Source organism: Acidovorax sp. Root275 (genome assembly GCF_001428965.1).
GTDB lineage: Bacteria > Pseudomonadota > Gammaproteobacteria > Burkholderiales > Burkholderiaceae_C > Acidovorax > Acidovorax radicis.
On the sequence record NZ_LMJH01000009.1, the window covers coordinates 70,235 to 85,749 of the forward strand.

Sequence of the window (15,515 nt, forward strand, 5' to 3'; positions counted from 1 at the left end):
GGCTGGTGGTCGCCAGCGGCGTTACGCCGGACGGCTTTCGAACGTCTCGGTATCCACCTCACTCGCGCTCTGCGCGTTGTAGCGCTCACCCACCACCGTGCGCTCATTGATCAGCGCATCAAGCCGCGCGATCACCACAGCATCGAGCGGCACATCGGCCGCGCCCATGTCATCCAGCAGATGCTCCACGCTCGTGGTGCCGGGGATGGGGATGATGTGCTCACCCCGATGCAGCAACCACGCCAGCGCCAGCTGGGCAGGCGTGCAGCCCACCTCGCGCGCAATCGCCTGGTAGCCATCGAGCAGCCTCAGGTTGGCCGCATAGGCCTCGGGCGCAAAACGCGGCATGGCGCGGCGGATGTCCTTGGCATCAAGCGTGGACACATCGGTCAAGCCACCACACAAGAAACCGCGTGCCACCGGGCTGAAGGCCACAAAGGCCACCCCCAGCGCGCGGCAGGCGTCCAGCACGGCGATCTCTGGGTTGCGCGTCCACAGCGAATATTCGGTCTGCACCGCCGTGATCGGGAACTCGGCATGCGCGCGGCGCAGCGTGGCAGCGGACACCTCGCTCAGCCCCACTGTGCGAATGTGCCCGCGCCGCACCAGCTCGCCCAACGCGCCGACGCTTTCCTCAACCGGCACGCTCTTGTCCCAGCGGTGCAGGTAGTACAGGTCGATCACATCGGTCTGCAGTCGGCGCAGGCTGTCTTCGCAGGTCTTGCGCAGCGTATCGGGCCGCCCATCGATCACGCGCACCAGCTTGCCATCACCCTTCACATCCACGCCCTGCATGCCACATTTGCTGGCCAGCGTGAAGCGGCTGCGGTGGCTTTTCATCACGCGGCCCACCAGCGTTTCGTTGGCGCCAAAGCCGTACAGCGTCGCCGTGTCGAACAGCGTCACGCCCGCGTCCAGCGCGGCCAGCAGCACACGCTCGCCCTGCTCGGCAGACGCCGGCGCGCCATAGGCGTGCGAGAGGTTCATGCAGCCCAGCCCGATGGCCGAGACGTTGAAGGGTCCAAGGTTTCTTTGTTGCATGGCGCGAGCTTACGTCAACACCGACTTCCTGAGCGGCCGGGTTGGCTACTCCCAGAACCCATCGCTGCGGCGCTCCCGCACGCGCTGCACGCTGTATTCCGCTATCTGCCGAATCAGGCCCTCTGGCAAGGGGTGGTCATACGGCAGCACGATGGTGCCCTTGGTGGTTTTGAGCGTCTGCAGCGCCTCTTGAAAATGCGCCAGCGCTGCGGCAGGCGGCGCAAAACTGGCGTGCGCCTTGTGCGCGGAGAAGGCATAGACAAAACGCGGCTCGATGAAAAACGGCGTGTTCCACTTGATGACCTCCTGGGCCTGCGGCGCAGCGCGCTTCAAGACCCCGTAAAGCGCGCGCAGCAGCGGCTGGCCCGCCGCAGGGGCCGCTGCGATGTACTCGGCAATGGTGGAGGGGCGCGGTACTGGTGAAGGTGTTGTTGGCATGGCGGTGATGAATCTCTATGGCGACTGCACCGCAGCCGAACGCTTGGCCCACAGATCCACTCGCTCGCCCGCCACACAGGCCGCCAGCAGCTGGGCGAATCGGGAATCCCGCGTTTCAGGCCGCTTGGCGGAGGTCACCCAGTGCAGCAGGGTCTTTTTGTAGCCCGGCGGCGTGGCCTCAAAAAACTGCCACGCCTTCTTGTGCCGCCGGAACTCCCGCAGCTGCGCGGCAGGCAGCTCGGCGGGCGCCGCCTGCTCGTGCGAATAAATCGCAGACTTGCCGGCCTTGCGGTGCGCAAAAGCCTGCAGCCCCGCAGGGGTCATGCGGCCAGCGGCCTGCAGTTGCTCCATCTTGGCAATGTTCACCGCGCTCCAGATGGACGACGGCTTGCGCGGCGTGAAGCGGATCGAATACGTGTGCTCATCAATGCGCCGCCGCACACCGTCGATCCAGCCAAAACACAGGGCTTCGTCCACCGACTCGGACCATGTCATGCACGGCTGGCCGGAGCCGACTTTGTGGAAGCCTACGAGCAGTTCACGGCCATTCGCCGCGTGCGCTTGCAGCCAATGGCGGAAGGCTTCGGGGGTAGCGAAGAAAGTGGCGGAGGTCATGCGGGAGCATTGTGACCAATGTCTGTGGTGAGGCCTGCCCCTGTTCGCATGGCATTCACCACCTCTAGATCCTTCGGCGCAACGACCGTGGGACCACTGAAAACGGCAGCCAGGTCGTCCACGGGGAGACGGGCTGACCCGATTGAATCTGGATGAAAACTAGGTGATTTTGAAAACAGTCAGGACCTTTTTGGAACCCGACTTTTCCTCGAAGGCCGCCCACTGCTTGATACCTTTGACCAGCACCTGCGTGCTCACGTCCCGCACGGCCTTCTTGGTCTGGAGTTTGGCAGTGAGCCAGTCCTGGATATGCGCGAAGTGCGCACCTTCTTGCCCCGTGGGAATCAGCATGTCCATGCCTGCCACTTTGCCAGCGGAGGTCACTGTAATTTCGGTTGCGGGCATATGAAAAGGCCTGGAGGGTTGAGCGAACTGCTGGGCAACGTCAGGCAGCCATGCGCCCTGAATGCAGGGGCACATTTTGTGGCCCGAAAGAGCGGGTAGCACCACGGCGTTGAGGCGCATTTTATGCCCCACCCATCCGATAGAGCGTGCCAAGGCCGCAGCTTGCGGAGGGGACCGCTGGAGCAGGCAAACGCCCTCTCCACGCACGCATCTCCAATCCCGGCAAAGGACTCTCCGGCAAATCATAGCTACTGATTTGATAGCCACCAGCGCTTTATAGCAAAGCGCTAGAGACCTATTTCCTTAGAAATCAGCCCGCATTCAGCTGCTGCTCCAACTGGTGCAGCACCTGGTAGCAAGCCAACACCCGGCCCACGCTGGCATTCGGCTCACGGCCTTCCTTGATTGCGGCGAAGAACTCGCGGTCTTGCAGCTCGATGCCGTTCATCGACACGTCCACCTTGCTCACATCGATCTTCTCGTCCTTGCCGTTGAACAGGTCGTCATAACGGGCGAGGTACGTGGCGGTGTCGCCGATGTAACGGAAGTACGTGCCCAGCGGACCATCGTTGTTGAAGCTCAAGGAGAGCGTGCAGATGGCGCCGTTGGCGGCCTTGAGCTGGATGCTCATGTCCATCGCAATGCCCAGCGTGGGATGGATGGGGCCCTGGATGGCGTTGGCCTGCACGATGGGGCTGCCCGCCTGGTAGGCGAACAGGTCCACGGTGTGGGCGGCGTGGTGCCACAGCAGGTGGTCCGTCCAGCTGCGGGCCTGGCCCAGCGCGTTGGTATTGGTGCGGCGAAAGAAGTAGGTCTGCACATCCATCTGCTGGATGTTGAACTCGCCCTTCTGGATCTGGTGGTGCACGTACTGGTGGCTGGGATTGAAGCGGCGGGTGTGGCCGCACATCGCTACCAGGCCGGTTTGCTTTTGCAGGGCTACAACCTCTTCAGCGCCCTTGAGGCTGTCGGCCAGCGGGATCTCGACCTGCACATGTTTGCCGGCCTTGAGACAGGCGATGGTCTGCTCGGCGTGCATCTGCGTGGGGGTGCACAGAATGACGGCATCCACCTCGGGCAATGCCAGCGCGTCGGCCAGCTCGGTGGTCACGTGGCCGATGCCGTACTTGGCGGCCACTTCCTTCGTTTTCTCCAGATCGCGGCTGATCAGCGAGACGACTTCCACGCCGTCGATGTTCTTGATGCCGTCCAGGTGTTTGATGCCGAAGGCGCCAGCGCCCGCGAGTGCGACTTTGATGGTCATGGTGTATGTCCTTTTACGTGTTCTCAAGAATCAAATGGCCCACGGCGGTGTTGGACGCGGGCACATGGTAGAAGCGGTGCGCCAGCTTGGGCGGCTTGCCCCCGGCCACGTCGGCCATGGCACCGCGCGCGATGAGCCACATCACGAGTTCGATGCCCTCGCTGCCCGCTTCGCGCACGTAGTCGATGTGCGGGATGCTCGCGGCGGCCTCGGGGTCATTGATGAGCTTGTCGAGGAAGGCGTTGTCAAACTCTTTGTTGATGAGCCCGGCACGCGGGCCCTGCAGCTGGTGGCTCATGCCACCCGTGCCCCAGATGTGCACGTTGATATCTTCGTCGTAGCTCTCCACGGCCTTGCGGATCGCCTGGCCCAGGTTGTAGCAGCGGCGGCCGCTGGGCACGGGGTACTGCACCACATTGACCGCGAACGGAATCACCGGGCAGGGCCAGGCACCCTTGACCGGGTCTTGCTCGCCAAACATCAGCGACAGGGGCACGGTGAGGCCGTGGTCCACCGCCATCTTGTTGACGATGGTGAGGTCAAAGTCCTGCTGGATGACCGACTGGGCAATGTGGGCTGCCAGGTCGGGATGGCCCATGACCTTGGGCACGGGGCGCGGGCCAAAACCCTCGTCCGCCACTTCGTAGTCGGCGGCGGTGCCGATGGCGAACGTGGGGATGAGGTCCAGGCTGAAGGCCGTGGCATGGTCGTTGTAGACCAGGAAGATCACGTCGGGCTTGTGGTCCTTGATCCACTGCTTGCCGAAGTCGTAGCCCGCGAACACGGGTTTCCAGTAGTCCTCGTGGGTCTTGCCCAGGTCCATGGCCGCGCCAATGGCAGGCACGTGCGATGTGAACACGGAGGCGGTGATTTTGGCCATTGTCAAATTCCTTTCTTGCCCGCGCTACCTTGCGGTTGGCGGTGCGCCTGGGCGTCGCCGTCTTCGCCGATCACGCGGTTGCCGTTGGCCGAGCGGCCGCCGTTGATCATCATGTTGCGGTATTCCTCTTCGGTCATGCCGGTCATGCTGCCCGCCATCTGCTGAAAGCTCTTGCCGTCGGTGGAGCCGATCTTGGCCAGAAAGTAGATGTTGCCGCCCAGACGAATGCACCAGTTGAGGTCGCGCGCCAGCACGGCCTGTTTTTGCTCTTCGGTCATGGCCCACTCGTCCAGGTAGGCACGCTCGTTGGCCTTGAAGCGGACGCGGTTCTCGGCCTTCATGAGGCTCATGCAGAACTGATTGAGCCAGTAGCCTTTGCGGCTTTGCTCCGCGTCGAAGATGGTCGTGCCGGGCACGTCGAGGTAGGGTTTATCGAGAGACATGGTGTCAGTCTTCCACGGTTACTTCTTCGGGCCAGTACAGGCGCATGGGGTTGTCCACCAGCAGCTTCTTTTGCAACTCCCGTGTCGTTGCGATGTGCGGGATGAAGTCCACCAGCAGGCCATCATCGGGCATGTGGTCCTTGAGGTTGGGGTGGGGCCAGTCGGTGCCCCAGAGCACACGGTCGGGGAACTCTTCCACCACGCGGCGGGCGAACGGGATCACGTCGGTGTAGGCGTTCTGTTCACCGTTCAGGGCCTTGGGGCCGGTCACAGAGAGGCGCTCGGGGCAGCTCACCTTGCTCCACACATTGGGGTGCTGGCGCATGAACTTCAGGAACAATTCGAACTCCGGCCCATCCACGGGCTTGTTCACATCGGGGCGGCCCATGTGGTCCACCACCACGGTGGTGGGCAACGCGGTGAAGAAGTCCCACAGCTCGGGCAGGTCCACCGCCTCGAAGTAGATCACCACGTGCCAGCCGAGTTGGTGGATGCGCGCGGCAATTTCCATCAGCTCGTCCTTGGGCGTGAAGTCGACCAGGCGCTTGACGAAGTTGAAACGCACGCCGCGCACACCGGCGTCGTGCATGGCCTGCAATTCATCATCGGTGACCGAGCGCTTGACGGTGGCCACGCCGCGCGCCTTGCCGCCGGAGTGCACCAGCGCATCGACCATCGCGCGGTTGTCCGCACCGTGGCAGGTGGCCTGCACGACCACGTTGCGCGCAAAACCCAGGTGGTCGCGCAGCGCATACAGCTGGTGTTTGCTCGCGTCGCAGGGGGTGTACTTGCGCTCGGGCGCGTACGGAAATTCGGCACCCGGGCCGAACACGTGGCAGTGCGCATCCACGGCGCCTGCGGGCACCTGAAAGCGGGGCTTGCTGGGGCCGGCGTACCAGTCCAGCCAGCCGGGGGTTTTGGTGAATTCAGACATGGGCGACTACTTTGCTATGTTAAATATAGCTACCAGCGCTTGATAGATAAGCGCCAGAGGCCAAAAACACTTGAATTTATCGTTCAATCGATGTACCTGAGGCCCGCCTTCTCCAGGCCGGGGCGCATGTTGTACATGTCCAGGCCCAGCACGCCGCTGGCCAGCTTGGCCCGTTTCTCGCCTTCAAAGCTTTCGCGCTTCTGGGCGGCGGCGAGCGTCTCTGCGGCGCGGGCGGCGGGCACACACACCACGCCGTCGTCGTCGGCCACGATCACGTCGCCCGGCGTGACCAGCGCACCGGCGCACACCACGGGGATGTTCACCGAGCCCAGCGTGGCCTTGATCGTGCCCTTGCTGCTGATGGCGCGGCTCCACACGGGGAAGTTCATTTCCTGCAGCGTCTTCACGTCGCGCACGCCGGCATCGATGATGAGCGCACGCGCACCGCGGGCCTGGAAGCTGGTGGCCAGCAGGTCGCCGAAGTAGCCGTCGGTGCATTCGGAAGTGACTGCGGCCACCACGATGTCGCCGGGCTGGATCTGCTCGGCCGCCACGTGCATCATCCAGTTGTCGCCGGGCTGCAGCAGCACGGTGACGGCCGTGCCGCTGACCTGCTGGCCGCCGTAGATGGGGCGCATATAGGGCTTGAGCAGGCCCACGCGGCCCATGGCCTCGTGCACGGTGGCTGAGCCCAGGGCGGCCAGTCCGTCGGCGGCTGCGCGATCGGCGCGGGTGATATTGCGGTAGACAACGCCAAGTTCAAACATGTCAGAGCCCCTTCGCCTTCAGGCGTGAATCGAGTCGGGAGAACACGCGGCGCACATTGCCTTCGTAGATCTGGTGCTTGTCGTCGCCACTCAGGATCTTGGACGCTTCGATGTAGCGCTTGGTGTCGTCGTAGTAGTTGCCGGTGGTGGGATCGATGCCACGCACTGCGCCAATCATCTCGCTGGCGAACAGCACGTTCTTCACCGGGATCACGGTGTTGAGCAGGTCGATGCCGGGCTGGTGGTACACGCAGGTGTCGAAGAACACGTTGTTCATCAGGTGGTCGTCGAGCAGCGGCTTCTTCATCTCTTGCGCCAGCCCACGGAAGCGGCCCCAGTGGTAGGGCACCGCGCCGCCGCCGTGCGGGATCAGGAACTTGAGCGTGGGGAAGTCCTTGAACAGGTCGCCCTGGATCAGCTGCATGAAGGCCGTGGTGTCGGCGTTCAGGTAGTGCGCGCCCGTGGTGTGAAAACACGCATTGCAGCTGGTGCTCACGTGGATCATGGCGGGCAGGTCGTACTCCACCATCTTTTCGTAGATGGGGTACCAGTGCTTGTCGGTCAGCGGGGGGCTGGTCCAGTGGCCGCCCGAGGGGTCGGGATTCAGGTTGATGCCCACGGCGCCGTATTCGTGCACGCACTTTTCCAGCTCGGGGATGCAGGTGGCGGGGTCAACACCGGGGCTTTGCGGCAGCATGGCCACGGGCACGAAGTGCTCGGGGAACAGCGTGGAGACCCGATAGCACAGCTCGTTGCAGATGGCGGCCCAGGTGCTGGACACATTGAAGTCGCCGATGTGGTGCGCCATGAAGCTGGCGCGTGGGCTGAACAGCGTGATGTCGCTGCCGCGCTCCTTCATCAGCTTGAGCTGGTTGGTCTCGATGGACTCGCGCAGCTCGTCGTCGCTGATCTGCAGGTCTGCCACCTTGGGCATCTGGGCAGGGTCCTTGATGCCGGCGATCTGCGCATTGCGCCAGTTCTCCAGCGCCTTGGGGGCCGTGGTGTAGTGGCCGTGGCAGTCGATGATGAGGCTCATTTTTGGGTGCTCCTGGAATGTGTTCTTGTGATCGGTCAGGCAGGGGTCATGCCCTGCTGGCGTTTTGCCTCTGCGGCGGCGGGCGACGCCAGGTAGGCCAGCAGCGCACGCGCGGCATCGACCTGTTGCGACTGCGCGCCGATGCCCGCTGAAAACGTGGTGGTGATCTGGATGGCCGGCGGCAGCGGGCCCACGATCTGGATGCCCTGCACATGCAGCAGCTCGCTCAGTTGCTGAAAGCCCAGCGCCACCTCGCCCTTCGCAACCAGCGAGCCCACGGGCACGCCGGGGGGCGCCTGCACCATGCGGGGGGCGATCTGGTCGGCAATGCCCCAGCGCTCGAACAGCTTGGCCAGCGCCACGCCGCTGGGGCCGGTGGACAGGCTGATGCTGCGCGCGGCCAGCACGGCCTGTCGCACGGCGTCTTCGGTGCTGATGTCGGGCAGCGGTGCGCCCTCTGGCACGGCCACGGCCACGCCAGAGTGCACCCAATCCACCTTGCTGCCGGGCAGCAGGTGGCCCCCAGCGAGGAGCTTGTCGATGGCGTCGGAGGCGAGGATGACGACGTCGAAGGTTTCACCAGCCGCCACACGCTTGGCCGCGTCCACACCGCCCACCGATTCAATGGCGGCCTGCGTGCCCGATTGCTGCGCAAAACCGGCCACCAGGTCGGCCAGCACCTGGCGCGTGGCCATGGAGGAAATGCCGCGAATCACAGGCGGGGTCATGCGGTGTCTCCTGCCGGGCTGCGGGCGGCCCAGGCGGTGCTTGCAGTTGTATACATGCCGCCGATTGTGGGCAGCGGCGGCCCAAACATGAAGGCGGCACAGGCACTACCAGATATATCATTCCGTGATCGTTGACCCACAGCTATTGCAATTTGGGCCTGTTCACACTATTTTTGCCAGTGCGAAGGCAGCCCCAGCCACGCCAATCTAGACGCGTGACGACGCCAAGGCCGGAGCCTTGGCTAGGAACGCAACGACGAGTGGCGTGGCTGGGGTTGCCTTCCCTTCGGGTTGCGATGCAAACGGGCCATCCGCTGTGTTGCCAATCCTCGCTGGGGCCGCACCCCAGCTTCGTTTGGCGCCTAGCGCCTGGCCCGTTTGCTTCGCAACGCATCTGGCAAAAATAGTGTGAACAGGCCCTAACAGAGAACCTTGCCATGGACCTCAAGCAGATCGAATACTTCGTGCGGGTGGCCGAGCTGGGCAGCTTTACCCGCGCGTCGGTGGTGCTGGACATTGCCCAGCCCGCACTGAGCCGCCAGGTGCGCCTGCTGGAGGTGGAGCTGCGCCAGAACCTGCTGGTGCGCAACGGCCGGGGCGCCACGCCCACCGAGGCGGGCAAGCTGCTGCTGGAGCACGGGCGCGGCATCCTGCACCAGGTGGAGCGCGCCCGCGAGGAGCTGGGCCGCGTGCGCGGCGCGCTGGCCGGGCGCGTGGCCATTGGCCTGCCGCCCAGCATTGCCAAGGTGCTGACCGTGCCGCTGACCCGCGCCTTCCGCGTGAAGATGCCCGACGCCGCGCTGGCCATCAGCGAAGGGCTGTCGGTGGCCATGCGCGAGTCGCTGACCACAGGCTTGCTCGACATTGCGCTGCTCTACAACACCACGCCCGCGCCCGGCATCGAGACCACGGCGCTCCTGGAGGAGGATCTGTTTCTGGTTCAACGCCGCACCGGGGGCCAAAGCGAGGCAGAGACAGACGCCTTGGCTCGCGTGCCACTGCCGCTGGACGAGCTGCCCCGCTTTCCGCTGGTGATCCCCACGCGCCCCAACTCGATCCGCATGCTGGTGGAATCCGAACTGGCGGCACGGGGCAAGCGCCCGCAGATCAGCCTGGAGATCGACGGCGTGGCCGCCATTCTGGACCTGGTGGCCGACGGTGCTGGCTGTGCCGTGCTGCCCATGAATGCGGTCACCACGTCGGGCAAGCCCGAGGTGTTCAGCACCCGGCCCATCCACGGCGCGGGCAGCGATGCCGATGGAGAAGACAACACCCGCCTGCGCAGCAAGCTCTTTATGGCGGTGAGTTCGCAACGCCCAGCCACACTGACGCAGCAGGCCATGGCGGAGCTGATCCGCTCCACGTTGCAAGCGTTGTACAGGTCTCCCCCCTGAGACGCTGCACGCCTCCCCCCACGGGGGACGGCGCCCTTGCTGCGGGGCGACACTTGCTTGGCGCCCCTCGCTTTTAGGCAGCGCCAGTTTCACAGGCTGGGGGAGCTCTCAGGATCAGGGTCTGTCAGGGGCTTTGGGCAAACTCTCCGAGAGACGATCGGCATAGTCCTGCCAGCGCGCCTCCTTGGGCAGGCCTTGAAAGACGCCTTCGCGCGCGAGATCAGCCACCCACTGCTGCTTGGCCGCTATGGCCGACGCCATCAGCGGCTGCATGCCTGCCTCCTGCACGGTGTGTGCGGACTCACGCATCTCTTCGGCGCGGCGCTGGCCGTGTTGCACCACGCGGCTGAAGAAGTAGCGCCCCTGTTCGTGCCAGTCGATGGACGGGAAGGTCTCGGCCAGGGTGGGCAGCACATGGTCTTCCACGCCGTAGTGGCGGGCCGTGGCGTAGCTCTCGATCACCAGCGCCTCCAGCCCCTTGATCATGATGCTGCGGCACATCTTGATGGCGCTGGCCACGCCCAGTTGCTCACTCACCGGCTTGGCGTCCATACCCCAACCCACCAGCACGGAGGCCAGTGCTTCGGCCTGGGGTCCACCGAGCAGCATAGGCACGCGGATGCCGTAGGGGGGCACCGAGGTCATCACGCCCGCCTCGACATAGTGCGCACCGCGCGCCTCGATGAGCGCAGCGGCCTGCTGCTTGGTGCCGGGCGATGCGGAGTTGAGATCCAGAAACACAGTGCCGGGGCGGATGTGCTGCGCCGCCTCCAGCGCCACAGCGAGTGTGTTCGACGCGGTGACGGCCGAGATGACGCAGTCGCAGCGTGTGCAAAGTGCCTGCATCGAATCCACCGCCACGACACCGCCCTGCGCGGCGTGCTGCTGCAATGCGTCGCGGTGCGCGGCGTCGGCCAGCTTCAGGTCCCAGGCGGCGACGGAGGCCACGCTGGGCTGAACGCGCAAGCCCGCGCTGAAGATCTTGCCCACCTCGCCATAGCCCACGAGGCCGGTGTGTGTGATGTTCATTCCATGTCCCTTTCAGCCTCCGCTCCACCGCTTGCACCGCAGGCGTGCAGCGGTGGTACTCACTGCCGCGCGATCTTGGCACGTGCGATCACGTCGCTCCAGCGGCGCACATCGGCCGCCAGGTGTTCGCCCAGCTGCGCGGGGGTGCTGCCCTGGGCGTTGAGATTCAGCTCCAGCAGGCGCTTTTTCACATCGGGCTGGGCCAGCGCGGCCTGCACCTCGCGCGAGAGACGCTCCACCACGGCAGCGGGTGTTTTGGCGGGCACGGCCAGGCCGTTCCACGACGTGACGTTGAAGCTGGCCAACGGCCCGCCGCTTTCGCGCACCATGGGCACATCGGGCAGCTGAGCGGCACGCTGGGCGCCCATCACAGCCAATGGCCGCAAGGCCTTGGCGCCGATTTGCGGCATGAGGCCGCCCAGGATGTCGATCATCACGTCGATCTCGCCACCGCGCACCGCGGTGATGACGGGAGGCGTACCGTTGAAGGGCACCACCTGCGCGTCGATGCCCGCCGTCACCTTGAACAGCTCGGCGGCCAGGTTCTGCGTGGTGCCGATCTGCGGGGTACCAATGTTGAGCTTGCCAGGGTGGGCGCGGGCGTAGGCCAGCAGCTCGGCCAGGGTGGTAAAGCGCCCGCCTTCCTTGACCACTACGGCCAGGTCGAACGTGGCCAGCAGCGAGACGGGGGCAAAGTCCTTGAGGGTGTCGAACGGCAAGGCTTTGAAAAGCGCTGCACTGACGGCCGTGCCGCTGCTGACCAACAGCAGCGTGTGGCCATCGGGCTCGGCACGCGCCACCAGGTCACCTGCCACCACGCCACCCGCGCTGGGCTTGTTCTCGATGACCACGCTTTGCCCCAACGGGCCAGCAATCTTCTGGCCCACGGTGCGTGCCGTGATGTCGGCCGCGCCACCAGCGGCGTTGGGCACCACGATGCGCAGGGGGCGTGAAGGAAAGGCCGATTGCGCCACGGCAGGTGCAGCCGCACCGCAAGACGACGCCGCCAGCCAGCTCAGAAGGGTTCTGCGGTGCAGTGCTTGCATGGTGACCGCTACCTTGCCACGCCCAGCAGGCGGTCGAGCAACTCGGGCTGCGCACTCAGCTCGGCGGCCGTGCCGGTGTGCACCACCGTGCCCCGGTCCAGCACGGCGGCGCGGTCTGAGATGGCCAGGATGGCCTGCGGATGCTGCTCCACGATGATGGCCGAGAGACCCTCTTCGCGCGTGATGCGGCGGATGGCGCGCAGCAGCTCTTCCACAATGATGGGCGCGAGGCCTTCGAGCGGCTCATCCAGCAGCAGCAGGCGTGGGTTGAGCACCAACGCGCGGCCCACGGCCAGCATCTGCTGCTCGCCCCCCGACAGCTGTGTGCCCAGGTTGGTCTTGCGCTCGGCCAGGCGCGGGAACATTTCGTACACGCGCTCAGGCGTCCAGGGCCGGGCGCTGGAGCCCTTGCGGCCGGGGCGCGCCACGGCCGTGAGGTTCTCGTGCACCGTGAGCGACTTGAAGATATTGCGCTCTTGCGGCACCCAGCCAATACCGGCGGCTGCGCGCTCGTGCGACGGCAGCTTGTGCAGCGCCACGCCGCCTAGGCTCACGCTGCCCGCATGCTGGCGCGTGGCCCCGGCCAGCGTGTTGATGAGCGTGGTCTTGCCCGTGCCATTGCGGCCCAGCAGGGCCAGTGTGTCGCCTTCGGCCAGTGACAGGGAGATGCCCTGCAGCACCACGGCCTCGCCGTAGCCCGCGCTCAGGTTGTCAATACGCAGCAAGTCAGACATGCGCATCCTCCCCATGGCCCAGGTACACGGCCTTGACTTGCGGGTCGTTGGCGATGGTGTCGGGGTCGCCCTCGGTGAGCACCGTGCCGTTGACCAGCACCGTCATGCGGTTGGCGAAGCTGAAAACCAGGTCCATATCGTGTTCGATCAAAAGCACCGAGACATCGGCGGGCAGGGCTGCCACGGTCTGCAGCAGTTCCTCACGCTCCCCCGCAGGCACGCCGGCCACGGGCTCATCCAGCAGCAGCACGCGCGGCTCACAGGCCAGGGCAATCGCAATTTCGAGCAGGCGGCGCTTGCCGTAGGCCAGCACGCGCGTTTCCTCGGCCATCACCGAGGTGAGGTGGAACTGCTCCAGCAGCTGCTCGCAGCGCTCGGTGACGGCCTTGCGCGCACCCAGCGGTTGCCACCATTTTCCGCCCAGGCCTTGCTGTTGTGACACGGTGAGCGCCAGCGTCTCCAGCGGCGTGAGGGTGTCGAACAGCTGGTTGATCTGGAACGTGCGCACCATGCCGCGCTGCACACGCTGGTGCGGCGCAAGGCGGGTGATGTCCTGGCCTTCCAACGTGATCGAGCCTTCGGTGGGCTCCAGCACGCCGGTCAGCAGGTTGATGAGCGTGGTCTTGCCCGCACCGTTGGGGCCGATGAGCGCATGGCGTGCGCCCTTTTTCAGATTCAGCGTGACGTTGTTGGTGGCGGTGATGCCGCCAAAGCGCATGACGAGCCCCTGCGCGGAGAGCACGGTGGTGTTATCGGTGTTCATGCGTTTCTCCCGAACCACGTCCAGGGACGAAATAGCCGTTCGCGCCCCACCAGCACCAGCACCACGAGGAACAGGCCGATCCAGAACGTCCAGTACTGGGGCGTGACCGACGAGATCACGTCCTGCAGCAGCTTGAAGCCAATAGCGCCCAGGATGCCGCCGTAGAGCCATCCCACGCCGCCGATCACGAGGATCAACATCACATCGGCCGAGCGGTGGAACTCAAACAGATCAAGCGATGCAAAACCTGTGGTCTGCGTAAGCAAGGCGCCCGCAGCCCCGGCCAGCGCGGCGGCCAGCGTATACACCTGGGCCAGCTTGGCCGTCACCGGAATGCCGATGGCCATGGCGCGCAGCCGGTTGTCGCGGATGGCCTTGAGCGTGGCACCAAACGGCGATTGCACGATACGCCGAGCGATCAAAAAGAACACCAGCAGCACGGTAAGCGAATACCAGGCAGCAGTGCGGCCGTAGAGGTCGAAATCAAATTTTCCGAGCACGGGGCCCATGACCACTCCCTGCAGGCCATCGGCGCCGCCGGTCAGCCAGTCGAGCTTGTTGGCCAGCTCCAGCATCACCAGGCCCACGCCCAGCGTGACCATGAGGCGGGTGAGATCGGTGCCGCGCATGATGGTGAGCGACGCCACGGCGCCGAGTACGGTGGCAGCGCCAATGCCCACGGCCAGGCCGACCAGCGGATCGGGCATCACATGTTTGGCAAACAGCGCCGCTGCGTAGCCGCCCAGCCCGAAGAAGGCCGCATGGCCCAGTGAGACGATGCCGGTGTAGCCCAGGATCAGGTCCAGCGACAGGGCAAACAGCGCGACGATGGCGATCTCGTTGATGATGAGCGCATGGCTGGGCAGTGCCAGCGGCGCCACGAAGGCCAGCAGCCAGAGCACGGGCTCCCACCAGCGGAAGCGGCGCGCTTGCAACAAGGTGTTTTGCGGGTTCGCCATCATTTGCCTCCCTTGCGCACAAAGAGGCCTTGGGGGCGCCAGATGAGGATCAGGATCATGAGGCTGTACACAATGAAAGCGCCCAGCTTGGGGATGTAGTACTTGCCCGCGACATCGGCAATGCCCAGCAGCAGCGCGGCCAGCAGCGGGCCGGTGATGGACGAGGTGCCGCCCACCGCCACCACGATCAGAAAATAGATCATGAACTTGAGCGGAAAGCTCGGGTCGAGCCCCAGCACCTCGGCGCCCAGCGCACCCCCCAGGCCAGCGAGGCCCGAGCCGAACGCAAAGGTGGACAGGAACACGATGTTCACGTTGATGCCCATGCCAGCGGCCACGCGCTGGTCGTCCACGCTGGCGCGCAGACGGCTGCCGAAGCGGGTTTTGGTCAACACGTACTGCAGTGCGATGGTGAGCGCCGCACACACCGCGATGATGAACAACCGGTAGTGGCCCATGCCCAGCATCAGCGCGCCCTCGCCAATCTCGGTGCGGCCCTTGAGCCATTCGGGCAGCTGCATGATCTGCTGCGTGGAGCCCACAAAGTAGTCCACGCTGGCCACCGCCATGAACACCAGGCCGATGGAAAACAGCACCTGGTCCAAGTGGGCCTTGTGGTAGAGCGGCCGGTACAACGTGCGCTCCAGCACGCCACCCAACAACGCCGAGCCCAAAAAGGCCAGCGGCAGGCAGACCAGGAAGGGCACGTCCAGGCGCTGCATGAGCAACACGGTGATGTAGCCCCCCGCCATGGCAAAGGCGCCGTGCGCAAGGTTGATGAAATTCATCAGCCCCATGGTCACGGCCAACCCCACCGCTAGGATGAACAGCAGCATGCCGTAGGCAACGCCGTCGAAAAGAATGGTCAGCATGAATTCACTTTAATGAAGGCGAAGAAGGGTCACCCATCGACATGCCCCGGTCACAGCGTGAGGCCCGGCATGCACAGCGCCAAGGCTTCGACAGGCTCAGCCCGAACGGATGGAGGAAGGAATGCCACCACCCCAAAAACTGGCGCGCCCCACAACGGATTGAGAAC

18 protein-coding genes are annotated in these 15,515 nt (G+C 64.9%); 1 reads left to right on the forward strand and 17 read right to left on the reverse strand.

The window, feature by feature from the left end; translation table 11 throughout:
- Positions 1-21: 21 nt before the first annotated feature.
- The 11 genes from ASE52_RS15390 to ASE52_RS15440 all read right to left on the reverse strand — a co-directional run bounded on the left by ASE52_RS15390 (position 22) and on the right by ASE52_RS15440 (position 8,551).
- Complete coding sequence (locus ASE52_RS15390; protein WP_057227368.1) at positions 22-1,041, reverse strand: aldo/keto reductase; 1,020 nt, start codon at positions 1,039-1,041, stop codon at positions 22-24.
- Between the two features lie 45 nt (positions 1,042-1,086).
- The gene (locus ASE52_RS15395) at positions 1,087-1,479 is read right to left on the reverse strand and encodes a DUF1801 domain-containing protein (RefSeq protein ID WP_082606901.1); all 393 of its coding nucleotides are present in this window, start codon (positions 1,477-1,479) and stop codon (positions 1,087-1,089) included.
- A gap of 15 nt (positions 1,480-1,494) precedes the next feature.
- Positions 1,495-2,094 carry a YdeI/OmpD-associated family protein gene (locus ASE52_RS15400; RefSeq protein ID WP_057227370.1) on the reverse strand — a complete coding sequence of 200 codons (600 nt, stop codon included), beginning with the start codon at positions 2,092-2,094 and terminating at the stop codon, positions 1,495-1,497.
- 159 nt (positions 2,095-2,253) lie between these two features.
- Entirely contained in the window at positions 2,254-2,619 is a 366-nt protein-coding gene (locus tag ASE52_RS15405) for a hypothetical protein (RefSeq protein WP_241777019.1), read from the reverse strand.
- Between the two features lie 190 nt (positions 2,620-2,809).
- Positions 2,810-3,763, reverse strand: a complete 954-nt coding sequence (locus tag ASE52_RS15410) for a Gfo/Idh/MocA family oxidoreductase (RefSeq protein WP_010464340.1) — start codon at positions 3,761-3,763, stop codon at positions 2,810-2,812.
- 13 nt (positions 3,764-3,776) lie between these two features.
- Positions 3,777-4,643 carry a class III extradiol dioxygenase subunit beta gene (locus ASE52_RS15415; protein WP_010464342.1) on the reverse strand — a complete coding sequence of 289 codons (867 nt, stop codon included), beginning with the start codon at positions 4,641-4,643 and terminating at the stop codon, positions 3,777-3,779.
- Positions 4,644-4,645: 2 nt separating this feature from the next.
- A complete protein-coding gene (ligA, locus tag ASE52_RS15420) occupies positions 4,646-5,086 on the reverse strand; it encodes a protocatechuate 4,5-dioxygenase subunit alpha (protein WP_010464344.1) in 441 nt (146 codons plus the stop codon).
- 4 nt (positions 5,087-5,090) lie between these two features.
- Positions 5,091-6,020: an amidohydrolase family protein gene (locus ASE52_RS15425; RefSeq protein ID WP_057227371.1), complete on the reverse strand. Its 930-nt coding sequence runs from the start codon at positions 6,018-6,020 to the stop codon at positions 5,091-5,093.
- A gap of 83 nt (positions 6,021-6,103) precedes the next feature.
- Positions 6,104-6,787, reverse strand: a complete 684-nt coding sequence (gene ligK / locus ASE52_RS15430; protein ID WP_010464349.1) for a 4-carboxy-4-hydroxy-2-oxoadipate aldolase/oxaloacetate decarboxylase — start codon at positions 6,785-6,787, stop codon at positions 6,104-6,106.
- Position 6,788: 1 nt separating this feature from the next.
- On the reverse strand, positions 6,789-7,823 hold the full coding sequence (locus tag ASE52_RS15435; RefSeq protein WP_057227373.1) for an amidohydrolase family protein: 1,035 nt from the start codon (positions 7,821-7,823) through the stop codon (positions 6,789-6,791).
- A gap of 35 nt (positions 7,824-7,858) precedes the next feature.
- Positions 7,859-8,551, reverse strand: a complete 693-nt coding sequence (locus tag ASE52_RS15440; protein ID WP_010464352.1) for a substrate-binding domain-containing protein — start codon at positions 8,549-8,551, stop codon at positions 7,859-7,861.
- Positions 8,552-8,988: 437 nt separating this feature from the next.
- On the opposite strand from ASE52_RS15440, the gene ASE52_RS15445 reads away from it, so the two are divergent.
- Entirely contained in the window at positions 8,989-9,945 is a 957-nt protein-coding gene (locus ASE52_RS15445; RefSeq protein ID WP_010464354.1) for a LysR substrate-binding domain-containing protein, read from the forward strand.
- 114 nt (positions 9,946-10,059) lie between these two features.
- On the opposite strand, the gene ASE52_RS15450 is transcribed toward ASE52_RS15445, so the two are convergent.
- The 6 genes from ASE52_RS15450 to ASE52_RS15475 are packed head-to-tail and all read right to left on the reverse strand — an operon-like array spanning position 10,060 to position 15,348.
- Complete coding sequence (locus tag ASE52_RS15450) at positions 10,060-10,974, reverse strand: DUF1932 domain-containing protein (protein ID WP_057227376.1); 915 nt, start codon at positions 10,972-10,974, stop codon at positions 10,060-10,062.
- Positions 10,975-11,033: 59 nt separating this feature from the next.
- Complete coding sequence (locus tag ASE52_RS15455) at positions 11,034-12,020, reverse strand: tripartite tricarboxylate transporter substrate binding protein (protein WP_082606902.1); 987 nt, start codon at positions 12,018-12,020, stop codon at positions 11,034-11,036.
- Positions 12,021-12,028: 8 nt separating this feature from the next.
- Entirely contained in the window at positions 12,029-12,754 is a 726-nt protein-coding gene (locus ASE52_RS15460) for an ABC transporter ATP-binding protein (RefSeq protein ID WP_057228450.1), read from the reverse strand.
- On the reverse strand, positions 12,747-13,517 hold the full coding sequence (locus tag ASE52_RS15465) for an ABC transporter ATP-binding protein (protein WP_057227378.1): 771 nt from the start codon (positions 13,515-13,517) through the stop codon (positions 12,747-12,749). Before ASE52_RS15465 ends, ASE52_RS15460 begins: the two co-directional genes overlap by 8 nt.
- Complete coding sequence (locus ASE52_RS15470) at positions 13,514-14,476, reverse strand: branched-chain amino acid ABC transporter permease (RefSeq protein ID WP_057228452.1); 963 nt, start codon at positions 14,474-14,476, stop codon at positions 13,514-13,516. The genes ASE52_RS15465 and ASE52_RS15470 overlap by 4 nt, the downstream gene beginning before the upstream one ends.
- Positions 14,476-15,348, reverse strand: a complete 873-nt coding sequence (locus tag ASE52_RS15475; RefSeq protein ID WP_010464364.1) for a branched-chain amino acid ABC transporter permease — start codon at positions 15,346-15,348, stop codon at positions 14,476-14,478. The genes ASE52_RS15470 and ASE52_RS15475 overlap by 1 nt, the downstream gene beginning before the upstream one ends.
- Positions 15,349-15,515: the final 167 nt, after the last annotated feature.

Bases quoted from the DNA above. Each gene is read 5' to 3' on its own strand.
- ASE52_RS15395 (WP_082606901.1), bottom strand. From the start codon at position 1,479: ATGCCAACAACACCTTCACCAGTACCGCGCCCCTCCACCATTGCCGAG.
- ASE52_RS15405 (WP_241777019.1), bottom strand. From the start codon at position 2,619: ATGCGCCTCAACGCCGTGGTGCTACCCGCTCTTTCGGGCCACAAAATG.
- ASE52_RS15400 (WP_057227370.1), bottom strand. From the start codon at position 2,094: ATGACCTCCGCCACTTTCTTCGCTACCCCCGAAGCCTTCCGCCATTGG.
- ASE52_RS15450 (WP_057227376.1), bottom strand. From the start codon at position 10,974: ATGAACATCACACACACCGGCCTCGTGGGCTATGGCGAGGTGGGCAAG.
- ASE52_RS15415 (WP_010464342.1), bottom strand. From the start codon at position 4,643: ATGGCCAAAATCACCGCCTCCGTGTTCACATCGCACGTGCCTGCCATT.
- ASE52_RS15470 (WP_057228452.1), bottom strand. From the start codon at position 14,476: ATGGCGAACCCGCAAAACACCTTGTTGCAAGCGCGCCGCTTCCGCTGG.
- ASE52_RS15445 (WP_010464354.1), top strand. From the start codon at position 8,989: ATGGACCTCAAGCAGATCGAATACTTCGTGCGGGTGGCCGAGCTGGGC.
- ASE52_RS15440 (WP_010464352.1), bottom strand. From the start codon at position 8,551: ATGACCCCGCCTGTGATTCGCGGCATTTCCTCCATGGCCACGCGCCAG.
- ASE52_RS15455 (WP_082606902.1), bottom strand. From the start codon at position 12,020: ATGCAAGCACTGCACCGCAGAACCCTTCTGAGCTGGCTGGCGGCGTCG.
- ASE52_RS15410 (WP_010464340.1), bottom strand. From the start codon at position 3,763: ATGACCATCAAAGTCGCACTCGCGGGCGCTGGCGCCTTCGGCATCAAA.
- ASE52_RS15390 (WP_057227368.1), bottom strand. From the start codon at position 1,041: ATGCAACAAAGAAACCTTGGACCCTTCAACGTCTCGGCCATCGGGCTG.
- ASE52_RS15460 (WP_057228450.1), bottom strand. From the start codon at position 12,754: ATGTCTGACTTGCTGCGTATTGACAACCTGAGCGCGGGCTACGGCGAG.
- ligK (WP_010464349.1), bottom strand. From the start codon at position 6,787: ATGTTTGAACTTGGCGTTGTCTACCGCAATATCACCCGCGCCGATCGC.
- ASE52_RS15435 (WP_057227373.1), bottom strand. From the start codon at position 7,823: ATGAGCCTCATCATCGACTGCCACGGCCACTACACCACGGCCCCCAAG.
- ASE52_RS15465 (WP_057227378.1), bottom strand. From the start codon at position 13,517: ATGAACACCGATAACACCACCGTGCTCTCCGCGCAGGGGCTCGTCATG.
- ASE52_RS15425 (WP_057227371.1), bottom strand. From the start codon at position 6,020: ATGTCTGAATTCACCAAAACCCCCGGCTGGCTGGACTGGTACGCCGGC.
- ligA (WP_010464344.1), bottom strand. From the start codon at position 5,086: ATGTCTCTCGATAAACCCTACCTCGACGTGCCCGGCACGACCATCTTC.
- ASE52_RS15475 (WP_010464364.1), bottom strand. From the start codon at position 15,348: ATGCTGACCATTCTTTTCGACGGCGTTGCCTACGGCATGCTGCTGTTC.